This is a genomic window from Paenarthrobacter sp. NPDC089714, from assembly GCF_044748905.1.
Classification (GTDB): domain Bacteria; phylum Actinomycetota; class Actinomycetes; order Actinomycetales; family Micrococcaceae; genus Arthrobacter.
The window spans coordinates 93,388-114,805 of sequence record NZ_JBIVGX010000010.1 but is presented as its reverse complement, the minus strand read 5'-3'; the positions used below and the strand labels follow the sequence as shown (position 1 = coordinate 114,805).

At 64.9% G+C, this 21,418-nt stretch carries 18 protein-coding genes; 14 read left to right on the top strand and 4 right to left on the bottom strand.

Annotation, left to right across the window (positions count from 1 at the left end; all coding sequences use genetic code 11):
• The first annotated feature begins 11 nt into the window (after positions 1 to 11).
• From ACIPY3_RS16805 to ACIPY3_RS16790, 4 genes are read left to right on the top strand one after another with little or no spacing between them, the layout of a single operon-like run.
• A complete protein-coding gene (locus ACIPY3_RS16805) occupies positions 12 to 1,451 on the top strand; it encodes an NAD-dependent succinate-semialdehyde dehydrogenase (protein ID WP_400335958.1) in 1,440 nt (479 codons plus the stop codon).
• Positions 1,452 to 2,195, top strand: a complete 744-nt coding sequence (locus ACIPY3_RS16800) for a sulfite exporter TauE/SafE family protein (protein WP_400335956.1) — start codon at positions 1,452 to 1,454, stop codon at positions 2,193 to 2,195.
• A 30-nt stretch (positions 2,196 to 2,225) separates the two neighbouring features.
• Complete coding sequence (locus tag ACIPY3_RS16795) at positions 2,226 to 2,405, top strand: hypothetical protein (RefSeq protein WP_400335954.1); 180 nt, start codon at positions 2,226 to 2,228, stop codon at positions 2,403 to 2,405.
• Between the two features lie 13 nt (positions 2,406 to 2,418).
• Positions 2,419 to 3,813, top strand: coding sequence for a phosphomannomutase/phosphoglucomutase (locus tag ACIPY3_RS16790; protein ID WP_400335951.1), 1,395 nt, complete (start codon positions 2,419 to 2,421; stop codon positions 3,811 to 3,813).
• 23 nt (positions 3,814 to 3,836) lie between these two features.
• On the opposite strand, the gene ACIPY3_RS16785 is transcribed toward ACIPY3_RS16790, so the two are convergent.
• Complete coding sequence (locus ACIPY3_RS16785; RefSeq protein WP_400335948.1) at positions 3,837 to 4,760, bottom strand: LysR family transcriptional regulator; 924 nt, start codon at positions 4,758 to 4,760, stop codon at positions 3,837 to 3,839.
• A gap of 136 nt (positions 4,761 to 4,896) precedes the next feature.
• Here ACIPY3_RS16785 and ACIPY3_RS16780 point away from each other — a divergent pair, with 136 nt between their 5' ends.
• From ACIPY3_RS16780 to ACIPY3_RS16765, 4 genes are all read left to right on the top strand, one after another.
• The gene (locus ACIPY3_RS16780) at positions 4,897 to 6,273 is read left to right on the top strand and encodes an MFS transporter (protein ID WP_400335946.1); all 1,377 of its coding nucleotides are present in this window, start codon (positions 4,897 to 4,899) and stop codon (positions 6,271 to 6,273) included.
• 15 nt (positions 6,274 to 6,288) lie between these two features.
• Complete coding sequence (locus ACIPY3_RS16775) at positions 6,289 to 7,008, top strand: SDR family NAD(P)-dependent oxidoreductase (protein WP_400335944.1); 720 nt, start codon at positions 6,289 to 6,291, stop codon at positions 7,006 to 7,008.
• A gap of 40 nt (positions 7,009 to 7,048) precedes the next feature.
• Entirely contained in the window at positions 7,049 to 8,347 is a 1,299-nt protein-coding gene (locus tag ACIPY3_RS16770; protein WP_400335942.1) for a flavin-containing monooxygenase, read from the top strand.
• Between the two features lie 115 nt (positions 8,348 to 8,462).
• Positions 8,463 to 10,148, top strand: a complete 1,686-nt coding sequence (locus ACIPY3_RS16765; protein WP_400335940.1) for a thiamine pyrophosphate-dependent enzyme — start codon at positions 8,463 to 8,465, stop codon at positions 10,146 to 10,148.
• Here the strand turns inward: ACIPY3_RS16765 and ACIPY3_RS16760 are convergent.
• The gene (locus ACIPY3_RS16760) at positions 10,142 to 11,809 is read right to left on the bottom strand and encodes an alkaline phosphatase D family protein (protein ID WP_400335938.1); all 1,668 of its coding nucleotides are present in this window, start codon (positions 11,807 to 11,809) and stop codon (positions 10,142 to 10,144) included. The two genes, ACIPY3_RS16765 and ACIPY3_RS16760, sit on opposite strands and share 7 nt — an antisense overlap.
• A 104-nt stretch (positions 11,810 to 11,913) precedes the next feature.
• Here ACIPY3_RS16760 and ACIPY3_RS16755 point away from each other — a divergent pair, with 104 nt between their 5' ends.
• Positions 11,914 to 12,534 (top strand): MBL fold metallo-hydrolase, encoded by a 621-nt coding sequence (locus ACIPY3_RS16755; protein ID WP_400335936.1) that lies wholly within the window; start codon positions 11,914 to 11,916, stop codon positions 12,532 to 12,534.
• Between the two features lie 162 nt (positions 12,535 to 12,696).
• Entirely contained in the window at positions 12,697 to 13,908 is a 1,212-nt protein-coding gene (locus ACIPY3_RS16750; protein ID WP_400335934.1) for an MFS transporter, read from the top strand.
• A 72-nt stretch (positions 13,909 to 13,980) separates the two neighbouring features.
• Here the strand turns inward: ACIPY3_RS16750 and ACIPY3_RS16745 are convergent, their stop codons facing one another.
• Positions 13,981 to 14,346, bottom strand: a complete 366-nt coding sequence (locus tag ACIPY3_RS16745) for a bleomycin resistance protein (protein WP_400336035.1) — start codon at positions 14,344 to 14,346, stop codon at positions 13,981 to 13,983.
• Positions 14,347 to 14,382: 36 nt separating this feature from the next.
• Positions 14,383 to 15,342 carry a LysR family transcriptional regulator gene (locus tag ACIPY3_RS16740; RefSeq protein ID WP_400335931.1) on the bottom strand — a complete coding sequence of 320 codons (960 nt, stop codon included), beginning with the start codon at positions 15,340 to 15,342 and terminating at the stop codon, positions 14,383 to 14,385.
• 71 nt (positions 15,343 to 15,413) lie between these two features.
• Here ACIPY3_RS16740 and ACIPY3_RS16735 point away from each other — a divergent pair, with 71 nt between their 5' ends.
• The 4 genes from ACIPY3_RS16735 (at position 15,414) to ACIPY3_RS16720 (ending at position 21,342) form a co-directional block, all read left to right on the top strand.
• Entirely contained in the window at positions 15,414 to 17,150 is a 1,737-nt protein-coding gene (locus tag ACIPY3_RS16735) for an L-aspartate oxidase (protein WP_400335929.1), read from the top strand.
• 59 nt (positions 17,151 to 17,209) lie between these two features.
• Entirely contained in the window at positions 17,210 to 17,839 is a 630-nt protein-coding gene (locus ACIPY3_RS16730) for a TetR/AcrR family transcriptional regulator (RefSeq protein WP_400335927.1), read from the top strand.
• A gap of 350 nt (positions 17,840 to 18,189) precedes the next feature.
• On the top strand, positions 18,190 to 19,689 hold the full coding sequence (locus ACIPY3_RS16725) for an aldehyde dehydrogenase family protein (RefSeq protein ID WP_400335925.1): 1,500 nt from the start codon (positions 18,190 to 18,192) through the stop codon (positions 19,687 to 19,689).
• Positions 19,690 to 21,342, top strand: a complete 1,653-nt coding sequence (locus ACIPY3_RS16720; RefSeq protein WP_400335923.1) for a GMC family oxidoreductase — start codon at positions 19,690 to 19,692, stop codon at positions 21,340 to 21,342.
• Positions 21,343 to 21,418: the final 76 nt, after the last annotated feature.

Here is a 21,418-nt window from a genome sequence, read left to right as displayed (position 1 = left end):
AGGCACTACCTATGAACCTGAAATCGGCACAGCACCTGATCAACGGGACCTGGCACTCAGCCGCAACGTCCAAAGACGTCAAGGATCCTGGAAACGGAAGCACTGTGGGCGAGGTGACGTGGGGAGGTGCGGAGGACGCGACCAGGGCCGCCGATGCCGCGGCCGAAGCATTCAGCAGTTGGTCCCGGACCACGGCACGGACACGGGCCGACCTGCTCCACAACGCCGCCGGCCTGTTGGCTGATCGCCGCGACGAACTGGCAAATACCCTGGCTTTGGAAGCCGGGAAACGACTGCCCGAAGCCCAGGGCGAAGTGGACTTCTCCGTGGAATACCTCAGGTGGTTCGCCGAGGAAGCACGCCGAACCACTGGCACCGTCAGCCCGCCGGAGCTCCGGGGCCGCCACCACCTCAGCGGCCGCAGGCCAATCGGCGTCGCCCTGAGCCTCACGCCGTGGAACTTCCCGGTGTCCATCCAGGCCCGGAAACTCGCGGCCATGCTCGCTGCCGGCTGTACCGTGGTGGGCCGGGTCTCCGAGAAGGCACCCCTTGCAGCTACCGGCCTGTTCGAGATCCTGCACGACGCGGGGTTCCCCGCCGGCGTCGTCAATCTTGTCCATGGACCATCCCGGGAAGTGACCGGGGCCCTGCTCAAGCACCCCGCCGTTCGGGCGGTCAGCTTCACAGGATCCACCGGCGTCGGACGGCAGATCATGGCCTCCGCTTCCGAACGGGTGGTGCGGCCGCTGCTCGAGCTCGGCGGCAACGCGCCGTTTATCGTCTTTGAAGACGCCGACCTCGATGCCGCCGTCGAGGGCGCAGTGCTTGGCAGGCTCCGCAACACCGGCCAATCCTGCGTGGCCGCCAACCGCTTCCTTGTCCAGGACAGCGTCGCGGACGAATTCGCCCGGAAACTGGCCGCACGGTTTGATGCCATGAGCATCGGGCACGGAGTTCCCGACGGCGACACACCGGCACCGGACCTTGGTCCAGTGATCGACGCCGAACGGGTGGCAGCTGTCCAGGCCCTGGTGGATGATGCCCTCAACCGCGGCGCCCAACGGGTCACCACGCGCACCGAGGTTCCTGGCGAAGGCTCCTTTATGGCACCGACGCTCCTCGTGGACGTTCCCGACGACGCGCTTCTGGTGAGCGAAGAAGTCTTTGGCCCGGCAGCCGGCGTCGTGACTTTCGCTTCGGAAGAGGAAGCGATCCGCAAGGCGAATGCAACGGAAATGGGCCTCGCAGCCTACGTCTGGACCAACAGCCCCAAGCGCGGCTGGGACATTCCCGAGCAGCTGGAAGCCGGCATCGTCGGCGTCAACGATCCCCTTCCGTCGGTGGCCTTCGCGCCCATGGGCGGGGCCAAGCAGTCCGGCCTCGGCCGGGAAGGATCCAACCTGGGCCTCGAGGAATTCGAGGAGGTCCAGTACGTTGCCTGGAAAGCCTAGATGCTGACCACCGGGCTGGTGCTGGGCGCCGTCGTGATGGGGGCCGGGATGCAGCGGGTGACCGGGATGGGATTCGCTTTGGTAGCGGCACCCTTCCTGGTCCTGCTGCTCGGTCCAGTGGAGGGCGTAGTGCTGGTCAACGTCTGCGGAGCCGTGACAGCCGGTGCCATCATCTTCCGCGTCGTGCGGGATATCGACTGGAAGCGGTACCTGGCACTGGCCGCATCCGCCCTCCTGGGGATTGTCCCCGCGGCCATCCTCATCCGGTTCATGCCGCCGCCGGTCCTGGAGATCTCGATCGGGGTCATCCTCGCCGTCGGCCTGACAGTCCTGCTGTTCATGAAATCCGCTGTCCTGCCCAAGCGTCGCCGGTACCTCTTCACCGCAGGAGGGCTCAGCGGTTTCATGAACACCGCGGCCGGGGTGGGAGGACCGGCCGTCAGCATGTACTCCATCGCAACCCGGTGGCAGCACAAGTCGTTCGCGGCCACCATGCAGCCCTACTTCTTCACCATCGGCTCCTTGTCGCTCATTTCCAAGGCGGTCACGGCACCGGAATCGTTTCCCGTCCTGCCGGCAACCATGTGGGTGGCGGTCGCCGTCGCCTGTTTGGTCGGACTCGTCCTGGGCGACCTCGCCTCCAAGCGGGTGTCCGCGCGCGCCGCGCAGATCCTGCTGATCATGCTGGCCTACCTCGGAGCGGCTGCCACCATTGTCCGCGGCGTCCTCGACGCCGTCGGCTGAACCCCATAACCCCCTAAGAAAAGGACCACTATGTTTGACGTCTCCCCCAAAGAAGGCACGCTGCGGGTTTCCACTTCCAACGGCGAACCCGTCTCCCTCACGGCTGACCCAAGCGGGCTCCGTCTTGAGATCGACACCAACTGCCGGTGCAGCGAAGCCCCTGAGCGGCGCGCCGGCTCGTACACGGATACCGACTTCGGCGCTCGCTGAATCAAGGACGATCATGGATCTTTCTTCGTCCTTCAAGGCTTACGACGTCCGGGGCATCGTCGGTGTGTCACTGACCGACCAAGTTGCAGAAGCCATCGGTGCCGCCTTCGTCGATGTCCTAGGCCTTGCCGGGAAGACCGTGTTCTGCGGCGGTGACATGCGCCCGTCATCTCCGGGGTTCGTCTCTGCTTTTTCGCGCGGTGCCTCCAGTAGAGGCGCCGATGTTCGCGATCTCGGCCTCATTTCGACCGATGAGCTCTATTTCGCCTGCGGATCCCTCAACGCGGCCGGCGCCATCTTTACGGCCAGCCACAACCCGGCACAGTACAACGGGATCAAAATGGCCCAGGCCGGAGCCGTCCCCGTTTCCTCCGATTCAGGGCTTTTCGAGATCCGGGACCTCGCCCAGCGCTACCTCGCCCAAGGAATTCCGGCGGCCGGCTCACCGGGTACCGTGGCCGCGCTGGACGTGCTTGGCGACTACGCACGCAAGCTGCGCTCCCTCGTTGACCTGACCGGCGTTCGTCCCCTCAAGGTTGTTGTGGACGCCGGAAACGGCATGGCTGGGATGACCGTTCCTGCGGTACTGGGCGGCCAGCACCTGGAGGCCCTGCCGCTGACGATTGTTCCCCTTTACTTCCAGTTGGACGGCACCTTCCCGAACCATCCCGCCAACCCGTTGGAACCAGAGAACCTCCGCGACCTGCAGGCGGCCGTCGTCGCGCACGGCGCCGACCTTGGGTTGGCGTTCGACGGCGATGCGGACCGCTGCTTCGTCGTCGACGAGATGGGACAACCGGTCACACCATCCGCCATCACCTCCATGATCGCGGTACGTGAGATCGCCAGGGCGCAGGCGGCCGGGGAGGCAGAGCCGGCCGTGATCCACAACCTGATTACGTCCACGTCGGTTCCGGAGTTCATCCAGTCCGCCGGTGGCCGTTCCGTCCGAACACGGGTTGGCCACTCGTTCATCAAGGCCCGCATGGCCGAAGAGGATGCAGTTTTCGGTGGCGAGCACTCGGCCCACTACTACTTCCGCGACTTCTACAACGCGGATACCGGCATGCTCGCCGCAATGCACGTCCTCGCCGCCCTCGGCGGGCAGCCTGGACCTCTCTCCAGCTTGGCGCAAAAGTACGAACCGTACTCCTCAAGCGGCGAAATCAACTCGGCCGTGGCGGACACGGCCACGTCCATCGCGGACATTCAGGGCTCCTACGAGGGCATGGACGGTGTCCTGCTGAATGATTTGGATGGCCTGACCGTGACCGCGGAATCAGGAGACTGGTGGTTCAACGTCCGGGCGTCCAACACCGAAGAACTGCTGCGGCTCAACGTCGAGGCCAAGGACGCCAAGACCATGGGGCGTGTGCGTGACGCTGTGCTGGAGATGATCCGGCGTTAGGGGGCCGGCGCGGCGCACAGCCCTCAGCCCTCTCCACCATCCTGCAGAACGGCAATATGCCGGTGCGCGTGCTTGATGAACTCCCGCGTGGCCGGCGAAAGTGAGCCGTTCACTCGGGTGATGAAGGCGAAGTGTTCGTGGAACGGCGGGTCCAGCCGCACGTAGCCAAGCCCGAGTGGTTCGAGCATGGACTTGGCAACGTGGTAGGACACCAGCGAATCACCAACGCCCTGCGCCGCGAGTTCCACGGCGTGGGTTTGGAATTCCACCTCGGCGATCGGATCCAAGGTCATGCCCGCGTGCTGGGCCCGGGCCGTCATGGACTGGCGGAGGGGGTCCGAGTCCGACCAGCGGGCTTCGGAGAGGATCAGCGGAGCGGTGGCCAATCGCTCAATCGAGATAGGTCCGTTCAACCGCGAAGGTTCGGCGCTGACGTAAACCACTTCGTCACGAAGCACAGGCGGCCCGACGGTCAGTCCCCGGTCGTCGATGGGGAGCTGCACCAGACCGGCTTCAAGGTCCCCGGAGCGCACAGCATCGGCAACTTCGGAGGAATTCAAGCCCACCACGCGGATCTTGACCATGGGGTATTGCTCGTGGAAATCGCGGATGAGCCCGGTCAGAAGGTACAGGTGAGCGCTGTTGAAGGTGCCGAATGACACCGTTCCGCCTTGAAGCGTGCGCACTTCCCGGACGAGGTCCGCCAGGCCCTCCACTTCGGCGAGCGCACGCTGCGCATTGGGAAGGAGAAGCCGTCCGGCCTCGGTGATCTGCAGCTCCCTGTTGGTCCTGGTAAACAGCTTGACGCCAAGGCTGTGCTCGAGCCGGCGGATCTGTTCGGACAGGCTGGGCTGGGCGATGTGTTCGGCTTCCGCGGCGGCTGACAGCGTTTTGTGCTTGGCGGCCGAGAGGAAGTAGCGCAGCTGTATGAGCGTGAGGTTAGGCATAGGCATTTCCTTGAGGAAGGGTCAGGAATTGAGTCTACACCTCGACCAAGAATCTCCGTACGGTAGTTCCATACCCGGTGACGCCAATCACATTGATTCGATAACCGGACGAATATCCCACCATCCAAGGACTCTCATGACCGCGATTTCTGCTGCGTCCGCGCACCTTATAGACGACGGACCATTGACCCGCTACCACCGCCGGCTCATTGCTGCTTGTTCGGGCGGGCCGTTCCTCGATGGCTACCTGCTCAGCATCGTGGGCGTCGCCCTCACTGGGGCAAGCGCGGAGCTGGGCCTGGGTTCGGTTGAGCTCGGCTTGGCTGGAGCCGCATCGCTGATCGGACTGTTCCTCGGCAGTCTGGTCCTGGGACCCATCACGGACCGCATCGGACGGAAGATGATGTACACCGTGGACCTGCTGGCCATGGTCATCGCCTCCGCGGCGTGCCTCTTCATCAGCGACGGCTTCCAGCTGATCCTCCTTCGCCTGGTGGTGGGCCTCGCAGTGGGAGCCGACTACCCCATCGCCACCGCGCTCCTCACTGAGTGGATGCCCAAGAAACGGCGCGGCGCCATCATCGGTTGGCTCTCCACCATCTGGCTCGTGGGCGCAATCGTGGCCTACGTTGTGGGCTTCGCACTCTCCAGCGCGTTCGGCCCTGAGTCGTGGCGCTGGATGTTGGCCAGCGGCGCCGTGTTCGGCATCATCGTGATGCTGCTCCGCTTCGGAGCCCACGAATCCCCGCGGTGGTTGGCCGCCAAGGGCCGGATCGAAGAAGCCCGCGAAGCCCTCAGCAAGGCCTTGGAACGCAACGTGACGGTAGAGGAAGTCCGCGCACTCGTGGCCACCGACGAGGAAGAGACCAAGTCGGGTTTCGCCTCGCTCCTGAAAGCTCCGTTCCTCAAGCGGACCCTGTTCTGCGGCCTGACGTGGATGTGCATCGCACTCCCCCAGTTCGCCCTCTTTACCTATGGCCCCATCATCCTGTCCCAGTTCGGCCTGGCCCACGGCGGCGCGGAGGAAACCCTGGGACAGATCGTCCTCAACCTCGGCTTCCTTGTCGGCACCCTGCCCGCACTCCGCTGGGTTGAAACCATCGGCCGCCGCCCCCTCATGATCTGGACCTTCGTGGCCGCCGCTGTTTTCCTCCTTCCGCTGGGCCTGTGGCCGAACGGCCCCAGCTGGTTCGTGATGGTCTTCTTCTTCCTCTTCACCCTGGCCAGCGGGGCCGGCACCATCCTGGTGTTCATCTACCCCAACGAGCTCTTCCCCACCAGCATCCGCGCTTCCGCCGTCGGACTTGCCACCGCCATCAGCCGCATCGGCGCGGCGATCGGCACCTACATGGTCCCGCTGTCCCTCAGCGGCCTGGGAACCGGTCCCACCATGATGATCGGCGTCGGCCTGACCCTGCTGGGCCTGGTGATCAGCATCGCCTGGGCCGAAGAGACACGCAACAAGTCCCTCACGTCACTGACCACCAAAATCATGACCACGGTCAAGAACTAAATCCTTAGGAACACCATGAACAACACCACTCCCCGCGTAGCACTGGTCACCGGCGCCGGCAGCGGCATGGGCCGGAGCACCGCGGACGTCTTCCTCAACGAGGGCTGGCACGTGATCGCCGTCGACGTTTCCGCTCCTGACTTCAACGGTCATTCGGGGCGGGTCACGCCGCTGGTGGCCGATGTGCGGGACCGCGCCGCGCTGGAGGAACAGCTCGACGCCGTCCTTCCGGACTTGGGTGGCTCCATCCACGCTGTCGCGAACATCGCCGGGGTGTACCCACCGTCTACCTTGGACTCGTTCTCGGAAGAGCTGTACCGCTTTGTGTTCGACGTCAACGTCCTGGGCGTCCTGAACGTCATGGCCGCCGCCAAACGGAACATGCCCGCGGGGTCCGCGATCGTAAACTTCGCCTCGGTGGACGGTTACCACGTCTCCCCCGGCCAGTTGGTCTACGGCGCCTCGAAGGCCGCCGTCATCATGATCACGAAGGCCACCGCGCTGGAACTGGCGGAGCGCAAGATCCGCGTCAACGCGATCGCCCCCGGATGGGTTAACACTCCAGGAAACGCCGCAACGGGACGCATGGAAGCGGCCGCGGATTCCATTCCCCTTGGCCGGGTGGCCGAGCCCGGGGAAATCGCCCGCTGGGCCTGGCTCCTCACCGGCAGCGACCACGCCGGATTCATGACCGGTGAGACGGTCACCCTCTCCGGCGGCGACGTCATCCGCTGAAACGGCACCACTCCCTATCTACCCGAACGGACACACCATCATGACCCGCTATTGCGTCATCGGCGCCGGCGCCGCCGGCATCTCAGCCCTCCAGCAACTCCGCCAGGCCGGCTACGACGTCGACTGCTTCGAAAAAGGCGACCGCGTCGGAGGCCACTGGCACACCGACTACGAGGCCCTGCACCTCATCACCGCCCGGGACATGACCCACTTCGAGGACTTCCCCATGCCGGCGCAATACCCGCACTTCCCGCGCCGCGACCAGGTGCGCGACTACCTCGAGTCCTACGCCCGGCACCACGGCCACTACGACATCATCCAGTTCAACACCGAGGTGCTTTCCGTCACCCCCGTAGCCACTGACGGACCGGTCGGGTCCGCGGGATGGAACGTCACCACCTCGCACGGCTCGGAGACCTACGACGGCGTGATCGTCGCCAACGGCCACCTCTGGGACAAGAAAACCCCGAGCTTCCCTGGGGAGTTCGCGGGCAAGCAACTGCACTCGTCCGAGTACACCAACGTGGGCGACATCGACGGCACCCGTGTCCTGGTGGTCGGTGCTGGGAACTCCGGCTGCGACCTCGCCGTCGACGTAGCCCAGCACCGCCTGGAAGCGGACATTGTGATCCGCGAAGGGACCTACTTCCAGCCCAAGGCGTACTTCGGCAAACCCCGCCAGGAACTGGACTTCCTGAAGCAGTTCGCCCCCGACGAGGTGGACCTCATCAGCCGTCTCCTGGCCCGCGTCTCCATCGGCGAATGGAGCGACTACCCCGGCATGCCCGAACCCAAGCACCGCACCTTGGCCGAGGGCAGCACCGTGGTCAACACCCTGCTGCCCTACTGGATCCAGCACGGCCGCGTGGGCGTGGTTCCTGGCATCGAACGCTTTGACGGCAAAACCGTCCACTTCACCAACGGCACCGCCAAGGAATACGACACCATCCTCTGGGCCACCGGCTTCCACTCCAGCGTCCCCTTCCTCGCCGAAGAACTGGTCCCCCGCCGCAAGGGCGCCCCTATCCGCTACGGCGCGGGCATCATCCCCGAAGGCCTGGAAAAGCTCTACTACGTGGGCATGATCGCACCCCGCGGACCACAAATCCCCGTCTACGGAATGCAGGCCAAACTCGTCGCCACCATGATCCGCCTCCACGAACAAGCCGGCGACGGCGGCGCCACCATCGGCGCGTACCTCTCCGGACTGCAGGAATCCGAAGACCGCATCGACATCGTCCGAGCCATCTGGGAAGACCAAATGGCCGACACCGAACGACTGCTGGCCGCCTTCGCGGCAGCCCAAGCAACCGCAACGCCGGTGACAGCCAGCGCCTGAGCCGGCCACCGCCGTCGTCCTTCCGTGGAAGCGGAAGCAGGCAGGGGTTGGCGCCGTCCGAAGGCGCCAACCCCCTGATCCCCACCCGATAAACACACCAAGAGACCAGGAAAAGATGACAACGCAGTCAACGGCCGTCCACACCAGACCCTTAGAAGCGAGCATTCCCCTGACAAAATCGGCCGGCCATGTGATTGTCGATTCGCTGGTGGCGCACGGCGTACAGCGAACGTTCGTGGTTCCCGGCGAGAGCTTCCTTGACGTCCTCGACGGCCTGCACGGATCGCCCATCCAGACCGTTGTGTGCCGCCACGAGGGTGGCGCCGCGTACATGGCCGAGGCCGACGGCAAGATGAACCAGATCCCCGGAGTGGTCATGGTGACCCGCGGGCCGGGCGCAGCGAACGCGCACGTCGGGCTGCACACGGCGTGGCAGGATTCGACGCCGATGGTCCTGTTCGTGGGGCTCATCCCGTTCGGGCACCGCGACCGGGAGGCGTTCCAGGAGTTCGACATCAAGGCCTGGTTCGATACCGGCGCCAAGCGCGTCATGGTCCTTGACCACGCCGAACGGGCCTCCGAGATCGTCGCCGAGGCCATGTTCGCAGCCCAGTCCGGACGGCCGGGTCCGGTGGTGGTCGGGTTGCCGGAGGACATCATCCGCCAGCAAATCGAACCCACGCTGCACCCCGCGATCCCCGTGGCCACGGGCGGGATGACAACGGTCGATACCCGGGCGGTGGCCGCCGCCTTGATGAATGCCACCAAACCTCTGTTCGTCACCGGCGGCAACGACTGGTCCCAGGCCGCCGCGAGCCAATTGACCGCTTGGCTCGAAAAGCACCACATCCCCGCCGCTGCCGAATGGCGCACGCAGGGAACAGTGTCCTTCGACTCACCGTCCTACGTGGGCCCCATCGGCTACGGACGGCCACGGCCCACCTACGACCTCCTGGAAGAAACCGACCTGCTCATCTTCGTCGGGACCGTCCCCGGCGATGTGATCACCGACGGTTTCGTGTGCCGGCAGGACTGGAACAAGCAGAACTTCCTGGTGACCATCGACCCCGCACTTCGCGGACGGTCCGGGCCCGTGTCCTGGCAGATCGTGGCCAAACCCGATGTCTTCGTCCGGGACCTTGTGGAGATCGACCTGCCGTTCCGCGAAGACTGGAAAGCCTGGACCAACCGAATGCGCGGAGAGCAGGTGGCCTTCGCCTCCCTGCCATCTCCCGTGCCGGGTCCGGGGCCCGCACACATGGATACCCTCATGGCACACCTCGTCCCGTCCCTGCCCGAAGACGCCCTGGTGACCTTCGGAGCCGGAGAACACACCAACTGGGCACACCGATACTTCCCCACCCGGCGCTACGCGTCCATGCTCAGTGCCCGCAACGGTTCCATGGGCTACTCCGTCCCGGCCGCGATCGCCGCATCCCTTGCCCACCCCGAACGACGCATCGTCACCATTGCCGGAGACGGCGAATTCCTCATGAACGGCCAGGAACTCGCCACCGCTGCACAATACGGCGCCACTCCGTTGGTGATCGTCATGGACAACCAGGAATACGGAACCATCCGCACCCACCAGGAACGCCACTACCCCGGCCGCGTCTCCGGCACCCAACTCCACAACCCAGACTTTGCCCTGATGGCCCGCGCCTTCGGCGGCTTCGGCATCCGTGTCGACGAAGACACGGACGTCCCCGCCGCGCTCGAAGCTGCGCTGCACGCCATTGACCATGACCGTACGTTTGCCCTGCTCCACATGGTGGTGGAACAGCGCACCAAGGCCTACTGAGACCCCAACGGGTTCAGCGTCTTCGAGAAGATGACGGCACCGTTGGCGTTCCGCAGGCTCACGTTGAAGGTGTTGTCGGAACCCAGTTCGACGTGCCCGAAGTACTGGTTCTCTCCATCGCGGGGAGACTCGCCGGGGAAACGCCCGGACTTGGCGAACACCACCTCCGGCCCGAACGTCCCGTCCATGCCGTTCGGGCCGAAGGACCCCGCGTTGATTGGACCGGCCACGAACTCCCAGAAAGGATCGAAGTCCGTGAAGGACGCGCGTTCGGGAGAATAGTGGTGTGCCGCGCAATAGTGCACGTCCGCGGTCAGCCACACCGTGTTCTTGATGCCGTACTTCTTGAACGCGCTCAGCACCCCGGCGATCTCCAACTCGCGGCCCAGCGGCGCCCCGTTGTCCCGGTTGGACAGGCTCTCCTGGTTCACCGCGCCGTCCGGAACCACGATTCCGAGGGGAAGGTCGGCGGCGATCACCTTCCAGGTCGCCTTCGACTGCCGGACTTCCCTGATCAGCCAGTCCACCTGTTCCCGGCCCAGGATGTTGGTGGCGTAAGGTTCCTTGCCGTCCGTGTTCGGCGACTTGAACGTCCGCATATCCAGGCAGAAGATGTCCAACTGCGGGCCGCGCGAAATCTTCCGGTAGATGCGCGCGGGTTGGTACTGGCCGGCGTCGTACGTTCCCGGACGCCACAGTGCAGCGGAGTCCGCGATCGGCATGTTCTCCTGCCACGCCTGCCGGCCGCGGGCGGCGAGGACGTTCACGTCGCGTTCGGTGTAGCGGGCGTCGTCCAGGATCTGGCCGGGGTACCAGTTGTTGTGGGTTTCGTGGTCGTCCCACTGGGCGATGACAGGTACGTCGGCGAACAGGGCGCGCATGTTGGCGTCCAGGGAGTTGTAGCGGTGGCGGCCGCGGTATTCCTTCAGAGTCTCGGCCACTTTGGCAACGTCCTCCGTGACGATGTTCCGCCACACCTGGCCGTCCTTTTCAGTGACGGTTTCGGCGATGGGGCCGTCGGCGTAGATAGTGTCACCCGAGTGGATGAAGAAGTCCGGGCGGGTCTGGTGCATGGCCTGGTAGCCGCGCATTCCGCCGATGTCCGGGTTGATGCCCCAGCCCTGCCCGGCGGTGTCGCCGGTCCAGACGAAGGACTGCGAGTACGACGCCGGCCTGCCGCCAGCGCGCGCGTCCTGCGAGCCGCCGTCGTTGGCTTTGTTCGTTCCCGGCGCAGTGCGGAAGGTGCCCTGAACAGCCTCCCCGAGGCCGTTCTCGTCTTCGAAATTCAACTCCAGCGTGAAGCGGGTACCTGCAGGAAGTCCCTTGGCATGGATCTTCGCGGTGAAGTCGCTGGCTTCGCTTGCCAGGGGGCCACGGATGGTTCGGCTGAAACCGTAGCGGCCGCGGAGAATGTCACCTGCGTCGTCGATGGCCCGGAGGGTGGCGGTGAGCCGGCCCGGTCCGGAGGCGCGGGACCACAGGACGGCGGAATCGGTGGTGACATCGCCGGTAGCGATTCCCGTAGGGAGGGTGAGGCGCTTGCGGACCAGGGGGATGGCGTTCGGGGCGGCGTTCGCGGGGCTTCCTGCCGTGGCGAGGCCGGCCAGGGTGAGGCCGGCGAGGGAGGTCTTGACGAGGGAGCGGCGTGAAAGGTCAGTCATGCCGTCCACCCTTTCGAGCCGTTGTGAACAGCGGGTGAGGGTGGGGTGAAGGTTTCGTTGGGCGGTTGCTCGACGCATCCTGTGGTGGGTGGGATTCTGGAGAAATGAATGCAGCCATCCGTGTCACCCCTGTCCGTGTCGGCGAACTTATGGCCGAAGGCGAACCGATGCCGATCTACGTCCATGTCATCGACCACCCCGAAGGGCGCATCCTGGTGGACACCGGCCTGACTGAACTTCATCCGGCAATCGCCGATATGGATCCCCGCCTGAACCCGTTGAACGAGCAGGATTTCGACATCCAGGGCATCGACATGGTGGTCAACACACACCTTCATTTCGACCACTGCGGTGGCAACCATCTCTTCGCCGGCAAACCCATCTACGTCCAGCGGCAGGAACTCGACGACGCCCGCACCAAGGACGACTACACCATCCCTCACTGGGTGGACGCACCCGGGGTTGATTACGTGACGGTGGATGGCGAGTTCGAGCTGCTTCCCGGGGTGCGCCTCCTTCCCGCGCCAGGGCACACCGCGGGTTCGCAGATTGTGGTCGTAGACGGCGACAACGGGCCGACCATCATCGCCGGTGACACTGCCGTGTGGTTCGGAGAACTGGATGATCCGGGCACGGAGGGACAACGGCTGGTGTTGTCGTTGAACCCGGACAAGGTGTGGCTCACGCACACCGACGAGCCGTGGAGGCCGGGGGCCACGGGCTGAACACGCCGCCTGAGCTGGTGCTGCCGCGTCGTCGATCGGCCGGCTTCTAGCGCTGCAGACACTGTGGACTTCGGGCATGATGCAGCCTAAGATCAAAACCAAGTTTGACTAGGTTTTCATCCACGCGCTGCCGTGCAGCCACTTCAACGGAGACACCACAGCATGACAGACCAACTGACCCGCAGTCCCTCGGCGTTGCGGGTGGTGCTTGGCACCCCCTTGTATCGCGGCGCAACGCTGGCACTGTTCTTCTCCGGGCTCGGCTTCTCCGCTGCCGCTCCACACATTGCCCGCTTCCTGGTGGAGGACTTGGGCAGTTCATTGACGGTCGCGGGACTCTACTATCTGACGAACCTCACCGCTTTAGGGGCGGGGTACCTTGTTGGACGGCGTTCTGATCACACGGGCCGCAGACTCGGCCCGTTCCGGCTCTGCGCAGTGGCCGGTTTCCTGGGGTGGCTGGGGATCGCGTTCTCAACCGAGCTCTGGATGCCGTTTGCCATCAGCGCCCTTGTCCTCGGCTTCGCCGGTGCCGCCACCTCCCAACTGTTCGCAGCGATTCATGATGAACTCCAGGCCAATCCTTCGCCGGCAGGTGATGGCGTGATCTCCTACGTCCGGATGTCGCTCACCCTGGGTTGGGTGATTGGCCCGGTAGCAGGCTCTTTCCTGGGCGCCCAACTCGGCCTGCGTGCCATGCTGATGGCTACGGCGGTTTGCACCCTGGCGCAGTTGCTGCCTCTGGGAACTCTTCGGGACCGGACCCGGAACACCGCAACAGGGATCGCCCCGACGCCGAACACCCAAGTATCACTCAAGACCATGTGGCCATTGCTGGCCTTCACGGGCCTCTACATCCTGGTGTACGCCGGAGAACCCATCAAGTACGCTTACCTCCCCATCTACATGAATGACCACCAGTATCCGCCGACACTTGGCGGCATCATCATCGGCATCCAACCGCTCGTGGAACTGATCCTGATGCCAGTGGCGGCGGTCCTTGCCCGCCGGACCGGAATGCTCAACCTCATGTTCCTCGGGGCGCTGTTCGGCGTCGGGGCGAACGTGCTCTTCGCGCTCAGCGGCTCACCCGTCGGGCTGCTGATCGCGCAGGTCCTCATGGGCGGCGTGTGGGGCATCTTCGCAGGCCTCGGAATCATCGTTGCCCAACGCCTGCTCCCACAAGCAGTTGCAACGGCGTCGGCGATCTTCATCAGCGCACCCGCGGTCAGCTCCGCCCTGGGAGGACTCGTCGGCGGCCTGGGAGTTGGCGTCGTGGGCTTGCCCCTGGTCTTTCTGGCCCCCAGCGCGCTGGCGCTCGTCGCTGCAGGTGGACTGTATGCGCTCCAGTTGCGGTTAGGCCGCCGGATCTAGGCCGAACCTGGCGAACGACGCCGGCCTGCCGCCTGCGCGCCCGACTCCAGTGCCGCCGTCGTCGGCTTCTGCTCAAAACGACTGCTCGATCAGCGTCAGCTGGGTGCCGTCAGGATCCACCAGGTAGCCTGCCCGGAGGCCCCAGGACTGCATCCTCACGGGGCGCAGCCTGGGCATGCCGGTGGTCATCACGGGTACGCCGGAACGCTGTATGGCTTCGTAGAGCCCATCGACGTCGGCAACCCGAACGGAGCACATGAAGTTGCTGGTGAACGGGTCAAGGTCCGGGGCGGGAAAGAACTCCAATTGCAGGCCGTCCCGCGTCAGGATCAGCCAGCCCTCATCGCGGAAAACCCGTTCGAAGCCGAAGCCACCGTAAAAGGCTTCGGTCACGTCGAAGTCCGCGGACGGAAGGTTCGGTACGGCACGGTCAGGCAGGGGTGTCGGGACCATGGACCTATCTTGGCACGAGGGTCACCGCTTGCGAGCCGGTGTCGCTGAGAGCAGGCCTGCTGTCGCTGCGCTGGTTGAGGACAGGTCATTGGCCGTTTCGATGACCAGATCCTGCATGGCCTGGGCTGCACGCGTGAGCGGAACGTCGTTTCGGTGCGCCAGGCTGATGGAGCGCGTGAAGCGCGGGGCCGTAAGCCGAACCGAGTGCAGACCTGGCCTGTCCACCATCACCATGGCCGGAACCACGGCCACACCCAGTCCGCGTTCCACGCAGCGCAGTACGGCGTCCATTTCGGCGCCCTCAAGGACGATCCTGGGAGTGAGGCCCGCCGCGCGGAAGGCCTGTGTGGTGGTTGCCCGCAGTTCATAGTTTTCCTGGAAAGTGATCTGCGGCAGTTCAGCCAATTCGGTGAGCGTCAGGGTTTCAACGCCCTCCAAGAGATCGCGCCTGGCCGAGGAGATGACCACCAGTTCCTCACTCAGGATCGGAAGCATTCCCAGGCTGGGCGAGGGGGTTGGCGCGTCCTCCGATGTGGTGACGAGGGCAAGGTCCAGCGCACCATTGGCCAGTTCCTCCAGCAAACCCAGCGAACCGCCCTCTGACAGGTGCAACTCGATGCCCGGATAGGCGGAATGGAAAGAGGTCAGGACTTCCGCAACGAGGCTGATGCACAACGTCGGGGTAGCGCCGATGCGCACCCTCCCGCGCCTGAGCCCGGCCAACTCCTGCATTTCAAATCGAACGGTGTCAGCATCTGCCAGCATCCGGGTCGCCAACGGCAGGAGAGCTTCCCCCGCTGCGGTCAACGTGACGTTGCCCCTGACGCGATGGAAAAGGGCCGCTCCGAGGTCGGACTCAAGGGTGGAGATTTGCCGGCTCAACGATGGCTGGGCCAGATGCAGATACGCGGCGGCCCGGGTGAAGTGCCCCATCTGGTGTACCGTCACGAAGCTCCGGAGCTGTTCAAGATTCACCTTCATAGCCTATATGCATCAAGGTGAGCAAAACAATGCATTGGACTGATCATGCAGTCGGTTTTTAGCATGAATTTATGAATACTTCCCCCGCAGAAAAGCAGATCTCCACCACTGTCCTCGTCATCGGGACGGGCGGATCAGGCCTCCGCGCGTCCATAGAGCTGGCCGAAATGGGAGTCGACGTGCTCGCCGTCGGCAAGCGCCAGCGCACGGACGCCCACACCTCCCTTGCCGCCGGCGGCATCAACGCAGCGCTCGGCACCATGGATGAAGACGACAGCTGGCAGCAACACGCAGCAGACACCATCAAGGAAAGCTACTACCTCGCCAACCCCCACACAGTAGAGATCGTTGCCCGCGGAGCCGCTCAAGGCATCCAGGACCTGGAACGCTACGGAATGGCATTCGCCCGTGAGGACGACGGACGCATTTCCCAACGCTTCTTCGGCGCCCACACCTTCCGGCGCACGGCCTTCGCGGGCGACTACACCGGGCTGGAGATCCAACGCAGCCTGGTTGCCAGGGCCCAGCAGTTGGAGATCCCCATACTGGACGAGGTGTACATCACCCGCCTGCTCGTGAAGGACAACCAGGTCTTCGGAGCCTACGGCTTCGACCTCAACAACGGCACCCGTTACCTCATCCATGCCGACGCAGTGGTCCTGGCCGCCGGAGGGCACAACCGCATCTGGCGCCGCACCTCCTCACGCCGCGACGAGAACACCGGAGACTCGTTCCGCCTCGCCGTCGACGCAGGGGCAAGGCTCCGCGACGCCGAACTCGTGCAGTTCCACCCCTCCGGGATCATCGAACCCGAAAGCGCCGCAGGCACCCTGATCTCCGAAGCCGCCCGCGGTGAAGGCGGGATCCTGCGCAACGACCTCGGCGAACGGTTCATGGAACGCTACGACCCGGAACGCATGGAACTGTCCACCCGCGACCGGGTTGCACTGGCCGCCTACACCGAAATCAAGGAAGGCCGCGGCACCCCCAACGGCGGAGTCTGGCTCGACGTCTCCCACCTCCCCCGCGAAACCATCATGGATCGCCTGCCGCGGGTCTACCAGACCATGTTGGAAGTCCAGATGCTCGACATCACCACGACTCCGATCGAAATTGCGCCGACCGCCCACTACTCGATGGGTGGCGTCTGGGTACGCCCGGAAGATCACAGCACGGATGTAGAAGGGCTGTATGCCATCGGCGAAGCATCCAGCGGGCTCCACGGTGCGAACCGTTTGGGTGGCAATTCGCTCATCGAACTGCTCGTGTTTGGCCGGATTGTTGCCCAAGCAGCCGCCGGCTACTCTGCATCCCTCACGTCCCAGCCCCGCTCGGCCGAAGCCCTGGCCCAAGCCCGGGCGGAAATCGACGAGCTGCTCGCCGCCGATGGCACCGAGAACGTACGGGCACTGCAACGGGCCATCCGCAACATGATGACCGAACACGCCGGCGTCGTCCGGGACGAAGACGGCCTCATGACCGGCCTCGCGAAACTCAACGCCATCGAAGAACGCATGCAAAACATCGGCGTCCACCCGGACCTCGCCGGCTACCAGGACCTGGCCCACGCCTTCGACCTCAAAGCCTCGGCACTCGCCGCCCGCGCCACCCTCGAATCCGCCATCGAACGCCGCGAAACCCGCGGCTGCCACAACCGCAGCGACTATCCCGGGATGGATGCGGAACTGCAGGTCAACCTCGTCTGGTCACCCACCACAGGCGTGGCTAAGGAACAGATCCCGGCCATCCCCGCCGAGATCGCCGCCCTGATGAAGGAAGTCTCAACGGTGGGCAAGCTGGTGGAGTAAGCCGGACGGTCCGTCGACCCAAAGTGCGCTCCCGCCAACTTAGGCAATAGTGTGGCCTTATGGGGACAAACGCCTTGAATAAGGGTACGCAGAACAACGGTGCGCAGAACAACGGCGAACAGCTCGACAAGCAGTCCCGCATTCTCGAAGCAGCCATGGAGCTGCTCTCGCGCCACGGCATCGCCGGAGTGAGCATGAGGGCAGTGGCCCGCGAAGCCGGAGTGGCGCTGGGCCTGGTGAACTATTACTACGACGACAAAACGAGCCTCATCCGCGCGGCCCTGCGCCGCGTGGATGAGGACGACCTCCTCCTCGTCGCCGCGAACTCCGAGGCAGACCCAGGCGAACATCTGCGCCAGGCCCTCCGCCGCGTCGCCGGCCCTGACCTGCTGACCACGCCCTACCTTTCCCTGCGCCTCCACCTCTGGGCCCTGGCCCAAGCTGATGAGGGCTACGCGGAAATCAATGCCGCGGCTTTCGACCGCTACCTCGACGGCGTCGCGACCCTGATCAACAACGCCACACCCGCGCTTTCCTGGGAGGAATGCCGGGACCGCGCCGCTGACATCGTCGTCATCCAGAACGGCATGTGGCTGACCTCCCTGCTGGGCATAGACAAAGGCGCCATCCAGCGCAGCATCGCCCGCACGGAGGAAATCGCCTTTGCCCCGGCGCGTGACGCCAAGTAGCTCGCCACAAGTCTCCTAACGAGACAGAGTCACAAACACGCGTATTGATATATCTCGCCTCAAAACGCTTGAACGATCGTTCAAAGTGGTTTAGTGTACTTCTATGACTTAGGACACACCTACTCCGGACCACTAACAATGCGCCCGGTCTCACATCCTCTGCAAAGTCGCCAACGCTGAACCACTCCGCATAACCCAATACACCGGACAGCACCGCACTACCGCCAACCAGCCCCGCGCCTTACAAGGCGCAGCTGCGCTGTACCCAAAACGCCGCACCGGAACCTCAACACCACCCCTGAAACACCCGCCCTACCTTTGAACACCGGGCCCAATTCCTAGGGAGATCCATGCCAAAAACGCTTTTCATCAACGGCTCATGGGAGGCGGCTGCCTCCGGCGCCGTCCGTGAAATCCGCAACCCCGCCGACGGCGAACTCGTCGCCACCGTATCCGAGGGAGGCAAGGAGGACGCCGAACGCGCCATAGAAGCGGCGCGCGCTGCTTTCGACTCCGGCGTCTGGTCCTCAACCCCCGCCCCGGAGCGCGGCGCCTTCCTCCTGAAGGTCGCAGCCGGGCTACGGGAACACCGGGAAAAGTTCGCCCGCGCCGAATCGCTGGACACGGGCAAACGGATCATCGAGAGCCGGATCGACATCGATGACATCGCCGCCTGCTTCGAGTACTTCGGCAGGATCGCCGGCCAGCAAGCGGGCAGGCTGGTGGACGCGGGCAACGCGGACGTCGTCAGCCGGATCGAATACGAACCGGTGGGCGTCTGCGGCCTCATCACCCCGTGGAACTACCCGCTCCTGCAGGCCGCGTGGAAGATCGCCCCGGCACTGGCAGCAGGATGCACCTTCGTGCTCAAGCCGTCAGAGCTGACACCATCCACCAGCATCCTCGCCATGCAGCTCCTGCAGGACCTGGGACTGCCCGACGGCGTCGCGAACCTCGTGACGGGACCCGGCGCCCAGGCGGGTGCACCGCTTTCGGAACATCCCGCCGTCGACCTCGTCTCCTTCACCGGCGGCCTGGAAACCGGCAAGCGGATCGCCGCGGCGGCGGCCGCGACGGTCAAGAAAGTGGCGCTGGAACTCGGCGGCAAGAACCCCAACGTGATCTTCGCCGACGCTGACTTCGATGCCGCCGTCGACAATGCCCTCAACGGTGCCTTCGTCCACTCCGGCCAGGTCTGCTCGGCGGGTGCCCGGCTGGTGGTGGAGGAATCGATCGCCGAGCGCTTCGTCGATGAGCTGGTCCGCCGCGCCGAAAGCATCCGCCTGGGCGGCCCGTTCGACGATGACGCCGAGACCGGACCGCTGATCTCCGCGGCCCATCGGGACAAGGTCCACACCTACGTCCAGCGGGGGCTCCAAGAGGGCGCCCGGTTGCGGACCGGCGGCGCGCCGGTTGAGGGCGGGACGTACGACGCCGGGTTCTACTACCAGCCCACCGTCCTGGACCGCGTCACCCGGGGGATGTCCGTGGTCACCGACGAGGCGTTCGGGCCAGTAGTGACGGTGGAGACGTTCTGTACCGAAGACGAGGCCGTGGCAACCGCCAACGACACGATCTATGGACTGGCCGGTGCCGTGTGGACGCAGGATGCCGGCAAGGCGCAACGTGTGGCAAAGCGCCTGCGGCATGGCACGGTCTGGATCAACGATTACCACCCCTACCTCCCCCAGGCCGAATGGGGCGGGTTCGGCCAATCCGGAGTCGGCCGGGAGCTCGGGCCCACCGGGCTGGCCGAATACCAGGAAGCCAAGCACATCTACCAGAACACCAGCCCCCAGGTAACCGGCTGGTTCGCTGACCACAGCGCTGCACACAGCAAGGAGAACTAGATGCACTTCGACAACATCGAGGACCTCAGCGAGCGCGCGTTCGACTACGTCGTGATCGGTGGCGGGTCCGCGGGCGCCGCGGTGGCCGCACGGCTCAGCGAAGATCCGGACGTGACGGTGGCGCTCGTGGAAGCGGGCCCGGACGATCGCAACCTACCCGAAATCCTGCAGCTGGACCGCTGGATGGAACTGTTGGAATCCGGTTACGACTGGGACTACCCGATCGAGCCGCAGGAGAACGGCAACTCGTTCATGCGCCACGCCCGGGCCAAGGTGATGGGCGGTTGTTCCAGCCACAACTCCTGCATCGCTTTCTGGGCGCCACGCGAGGACCTGGACGAGTGGGAGTCCAAGTACGGGGCCGCCGGGTGGAACGCCGACGCCGCCTGGCCGCTGTACAAGCGTTTGGAAACCAACGACGACGCCGGTCCTGACGCCCCGCACCACGGGGACTCAGGTCCTGTGCACCTCATGAACGTGCCTCCCGCCGATCCTGCCGGCGTCGCACTCCTGGACGCTTGCGAAGAGGCCGGCATCCCCCGCGCGAAGTTCAATACGGGCACCACGGTTGTCAACGGCGCCAACTTCTTCCAGATCAACCGCCGGGCGGACGGCACCCGCTCTTCCAGTTCGGTGTCCTACATCCATCCCATCATCGAGCGGCCCAACTTCACCCTGTTGACCGGACTCAGGGCCCGCCAACTGGTCTTCGACACGGACAAGCGTTGCACCGGCGTCGATGTTGTTGATTCGGCGTTCGGACGCACCCACCGCCTTGGCGCACGCCACGAGGTGATCCTCTCTACCGGTGCCATCGACTCCCCCAAGCTGCTGATGCTTTCCGGCATTGGCCCGGCCGCACATCTCGCGGAGCACGGGATCGAGGCCTTGGTCGACTCTCCGGGCGTGGGCGAAAACCTGCAGGACCATCCAGAGGGCGTGGTGCAGTTTGAGGCAAGGCAGCCCATGGTGCAGTCCTCCACCCAGTGGTGGGAGATCGGCATCTTCACCCCCACCGAGGAGGGCCTGGACCGTCCGGACCTCATGATGCACTACGGCTCGGTTCCGTTCGACATGAACACCCTGCGCCACGGCTACCCCACCACGGAGAACGGCTTCAGCCTCACCCCGAACGTCACCCATGCCCGTTCCCGCGGCACGGTCCGCCTGCGCAGCAGGGACTTCCGCGACAAGCCCATGGTGGACCCGCGCTACTTCACGGACCCCGAAGGCCACGACATGCGCGTCATGGTTGCGGGCATCCGCAAGGCCCGGGAGATCGCCGGGCAGCCCGCCATGGCTGAGTGGACGGGGCGCGAACTCTCGCCCGGCATCGAGGCGCAGACGGATGAGGAATTGCGGGAGTACATCCGCAAGACCCACAACACCGTGTACCACCCGGTGGGCACGGTCCGCATGGGAGCGTACGACGACGAGATGTCACCTTTGGATCCCGGGTTGCGGGTCAAGGGGGTCACCGGCCTCCGGGTCGCCGATGCGTCCGTCATGCCCGAACATGTCACCGTCAACCCCAACATCACCGTCATGATGATCGGCGAGCGGTGTGCTGATCTGATCCGGTCCAGCCGTCTTCACGCCAACGGCGCAGCCCTCGAACGGGAAGAGGAGGATTTCTCGCCTTCGTATGCCTAAGCGCCAAGCCCGGCGGGGCTGTTCCTGCCGGGCACAACCACCACAGCAAACTTCGATTCGCCGCGCCCCAGGGCGG

Bases quoted from the DNA above. Each gene is read 5' to 3' on its own strand.
- ACIPY3_RS16785 (WP_400335948.1), bottom strand. From the start codon at position 4,760: ATGCCTAACCTCACGCTCATACAGCTGCGCTACTTCCTCTCGGCCGCC.
- ACIPY3_RS16760 (WP_400335938.1), bottom strand. From the start codon at position 11,809: ATGACTGACCTTTCACGCCGCTCCCTCGTCAAGACCTCCCTCGCCGGC.
- ACIPY3_RS16725 (WP_400335925.1), top strand. From the start codon at position 18,190: ATGCCAAAAACGCTTTTCATCAACGGCTCATGGGAGGCGGCTGCCTCC.
- ACIPY3_RS16775 (WP_400335944.1), top strand. From the start codon at position 6,289: ATGAACAACACCACTCCCCGCGTAGCACTGGTCACCGGCGCCGGCAGC.
- ACIPY3_RS16740 (WP_400335931.1), bottom strand. From the start codon at position 15,342: ATGAAGGTGAATCTTGAACAGCTCCGGAGCTTCGTGACGGTACACCAG.
- ACIPY3_RS16755 (WP_400335936.1), top strand. From the start codon at position 11,914: ATGAATGCAGCCATCCGTGTCACCCCTGTCCGTGTCGGCGAACTTATG.
- ACIPY3_RS16750 (WP_400335934.1), top strand. From the start codon at position 12,697: ATGACAGACCAACTGACCCGCAGTCCCTCGGCGTTGCGGGTGGTGCTT.
- ACIPY3_RS16765 (WP_400335940.1), top strand. From the start codon at position 8,463: ATGACAACGCAGTCAACGGCCGTCCACACCAGACCCTTAGAAGCGAGC.
- ACIPY3_RS16800 (WP_400335956.1), top strand. From the start codon at position 1,452: ATGCTGACCACCGGGCTGGTGCTGGGCGCCGTCGTGATGGGGGCCGGG.
- ACIPY3_RS16795 (WP_400335954.1), top strand. From the start codon at position 2,226: ATGTTTGACGTCTCCCCCAAAGAAGGCACGCTGCGGGTTTCCACTTCC.
- ACIPY3_RS16790 (WP_400335951.1), top strand. From the start codon at position 2,419: ATGGATCTTTCTTCGTCCTTCAAGGCTTACGACGTCCGGGGCATCGTC.
- ACIPY3_RS16805 (WP_400335958.1), top strand. From the start codon at position 12: ATGAACCTGAAATCGGCACAGCACCTGATCAACGGGACCTGGCACTCA.
- ACIPY3_RS16780 (WP_400335946.1), top strand. From the start codon at position 4,897: ATGACCGCGATTTCTGCTGCGTCCGCGCACCTTATAGACGACGGACCA.
- ACIPY3_RS16735 (WP_400335929.1), top strand. From the start codon at position 15,414: ATGAATACTTCCCCCGCAGAAAAGCAGATCTCCACCACTGTCCTCGTC.
- ACIPY3_RS16770 (WP_400335942.1), top strand. From the start codon at position 7,049: ATGACCCGCTATTGCGTCATCGGCGCCGGCGCCGCCGGCATCTCAGCC.
- ACIPY3_RS16730 (WP_400335927.1), top strand. From the start codon at position 17,210: ATGGGGACAAACGCCTTGAATAAGGGTACGCAGAACAACGGTGCGCAG.
- ACIPY3_RS16720 (WP_400335923.1), top strand. From the start codon at position 19,690: ATGCACTTCGACAACATCGAGGACCTCAGCGAGCGCGCGTTCGACTAC.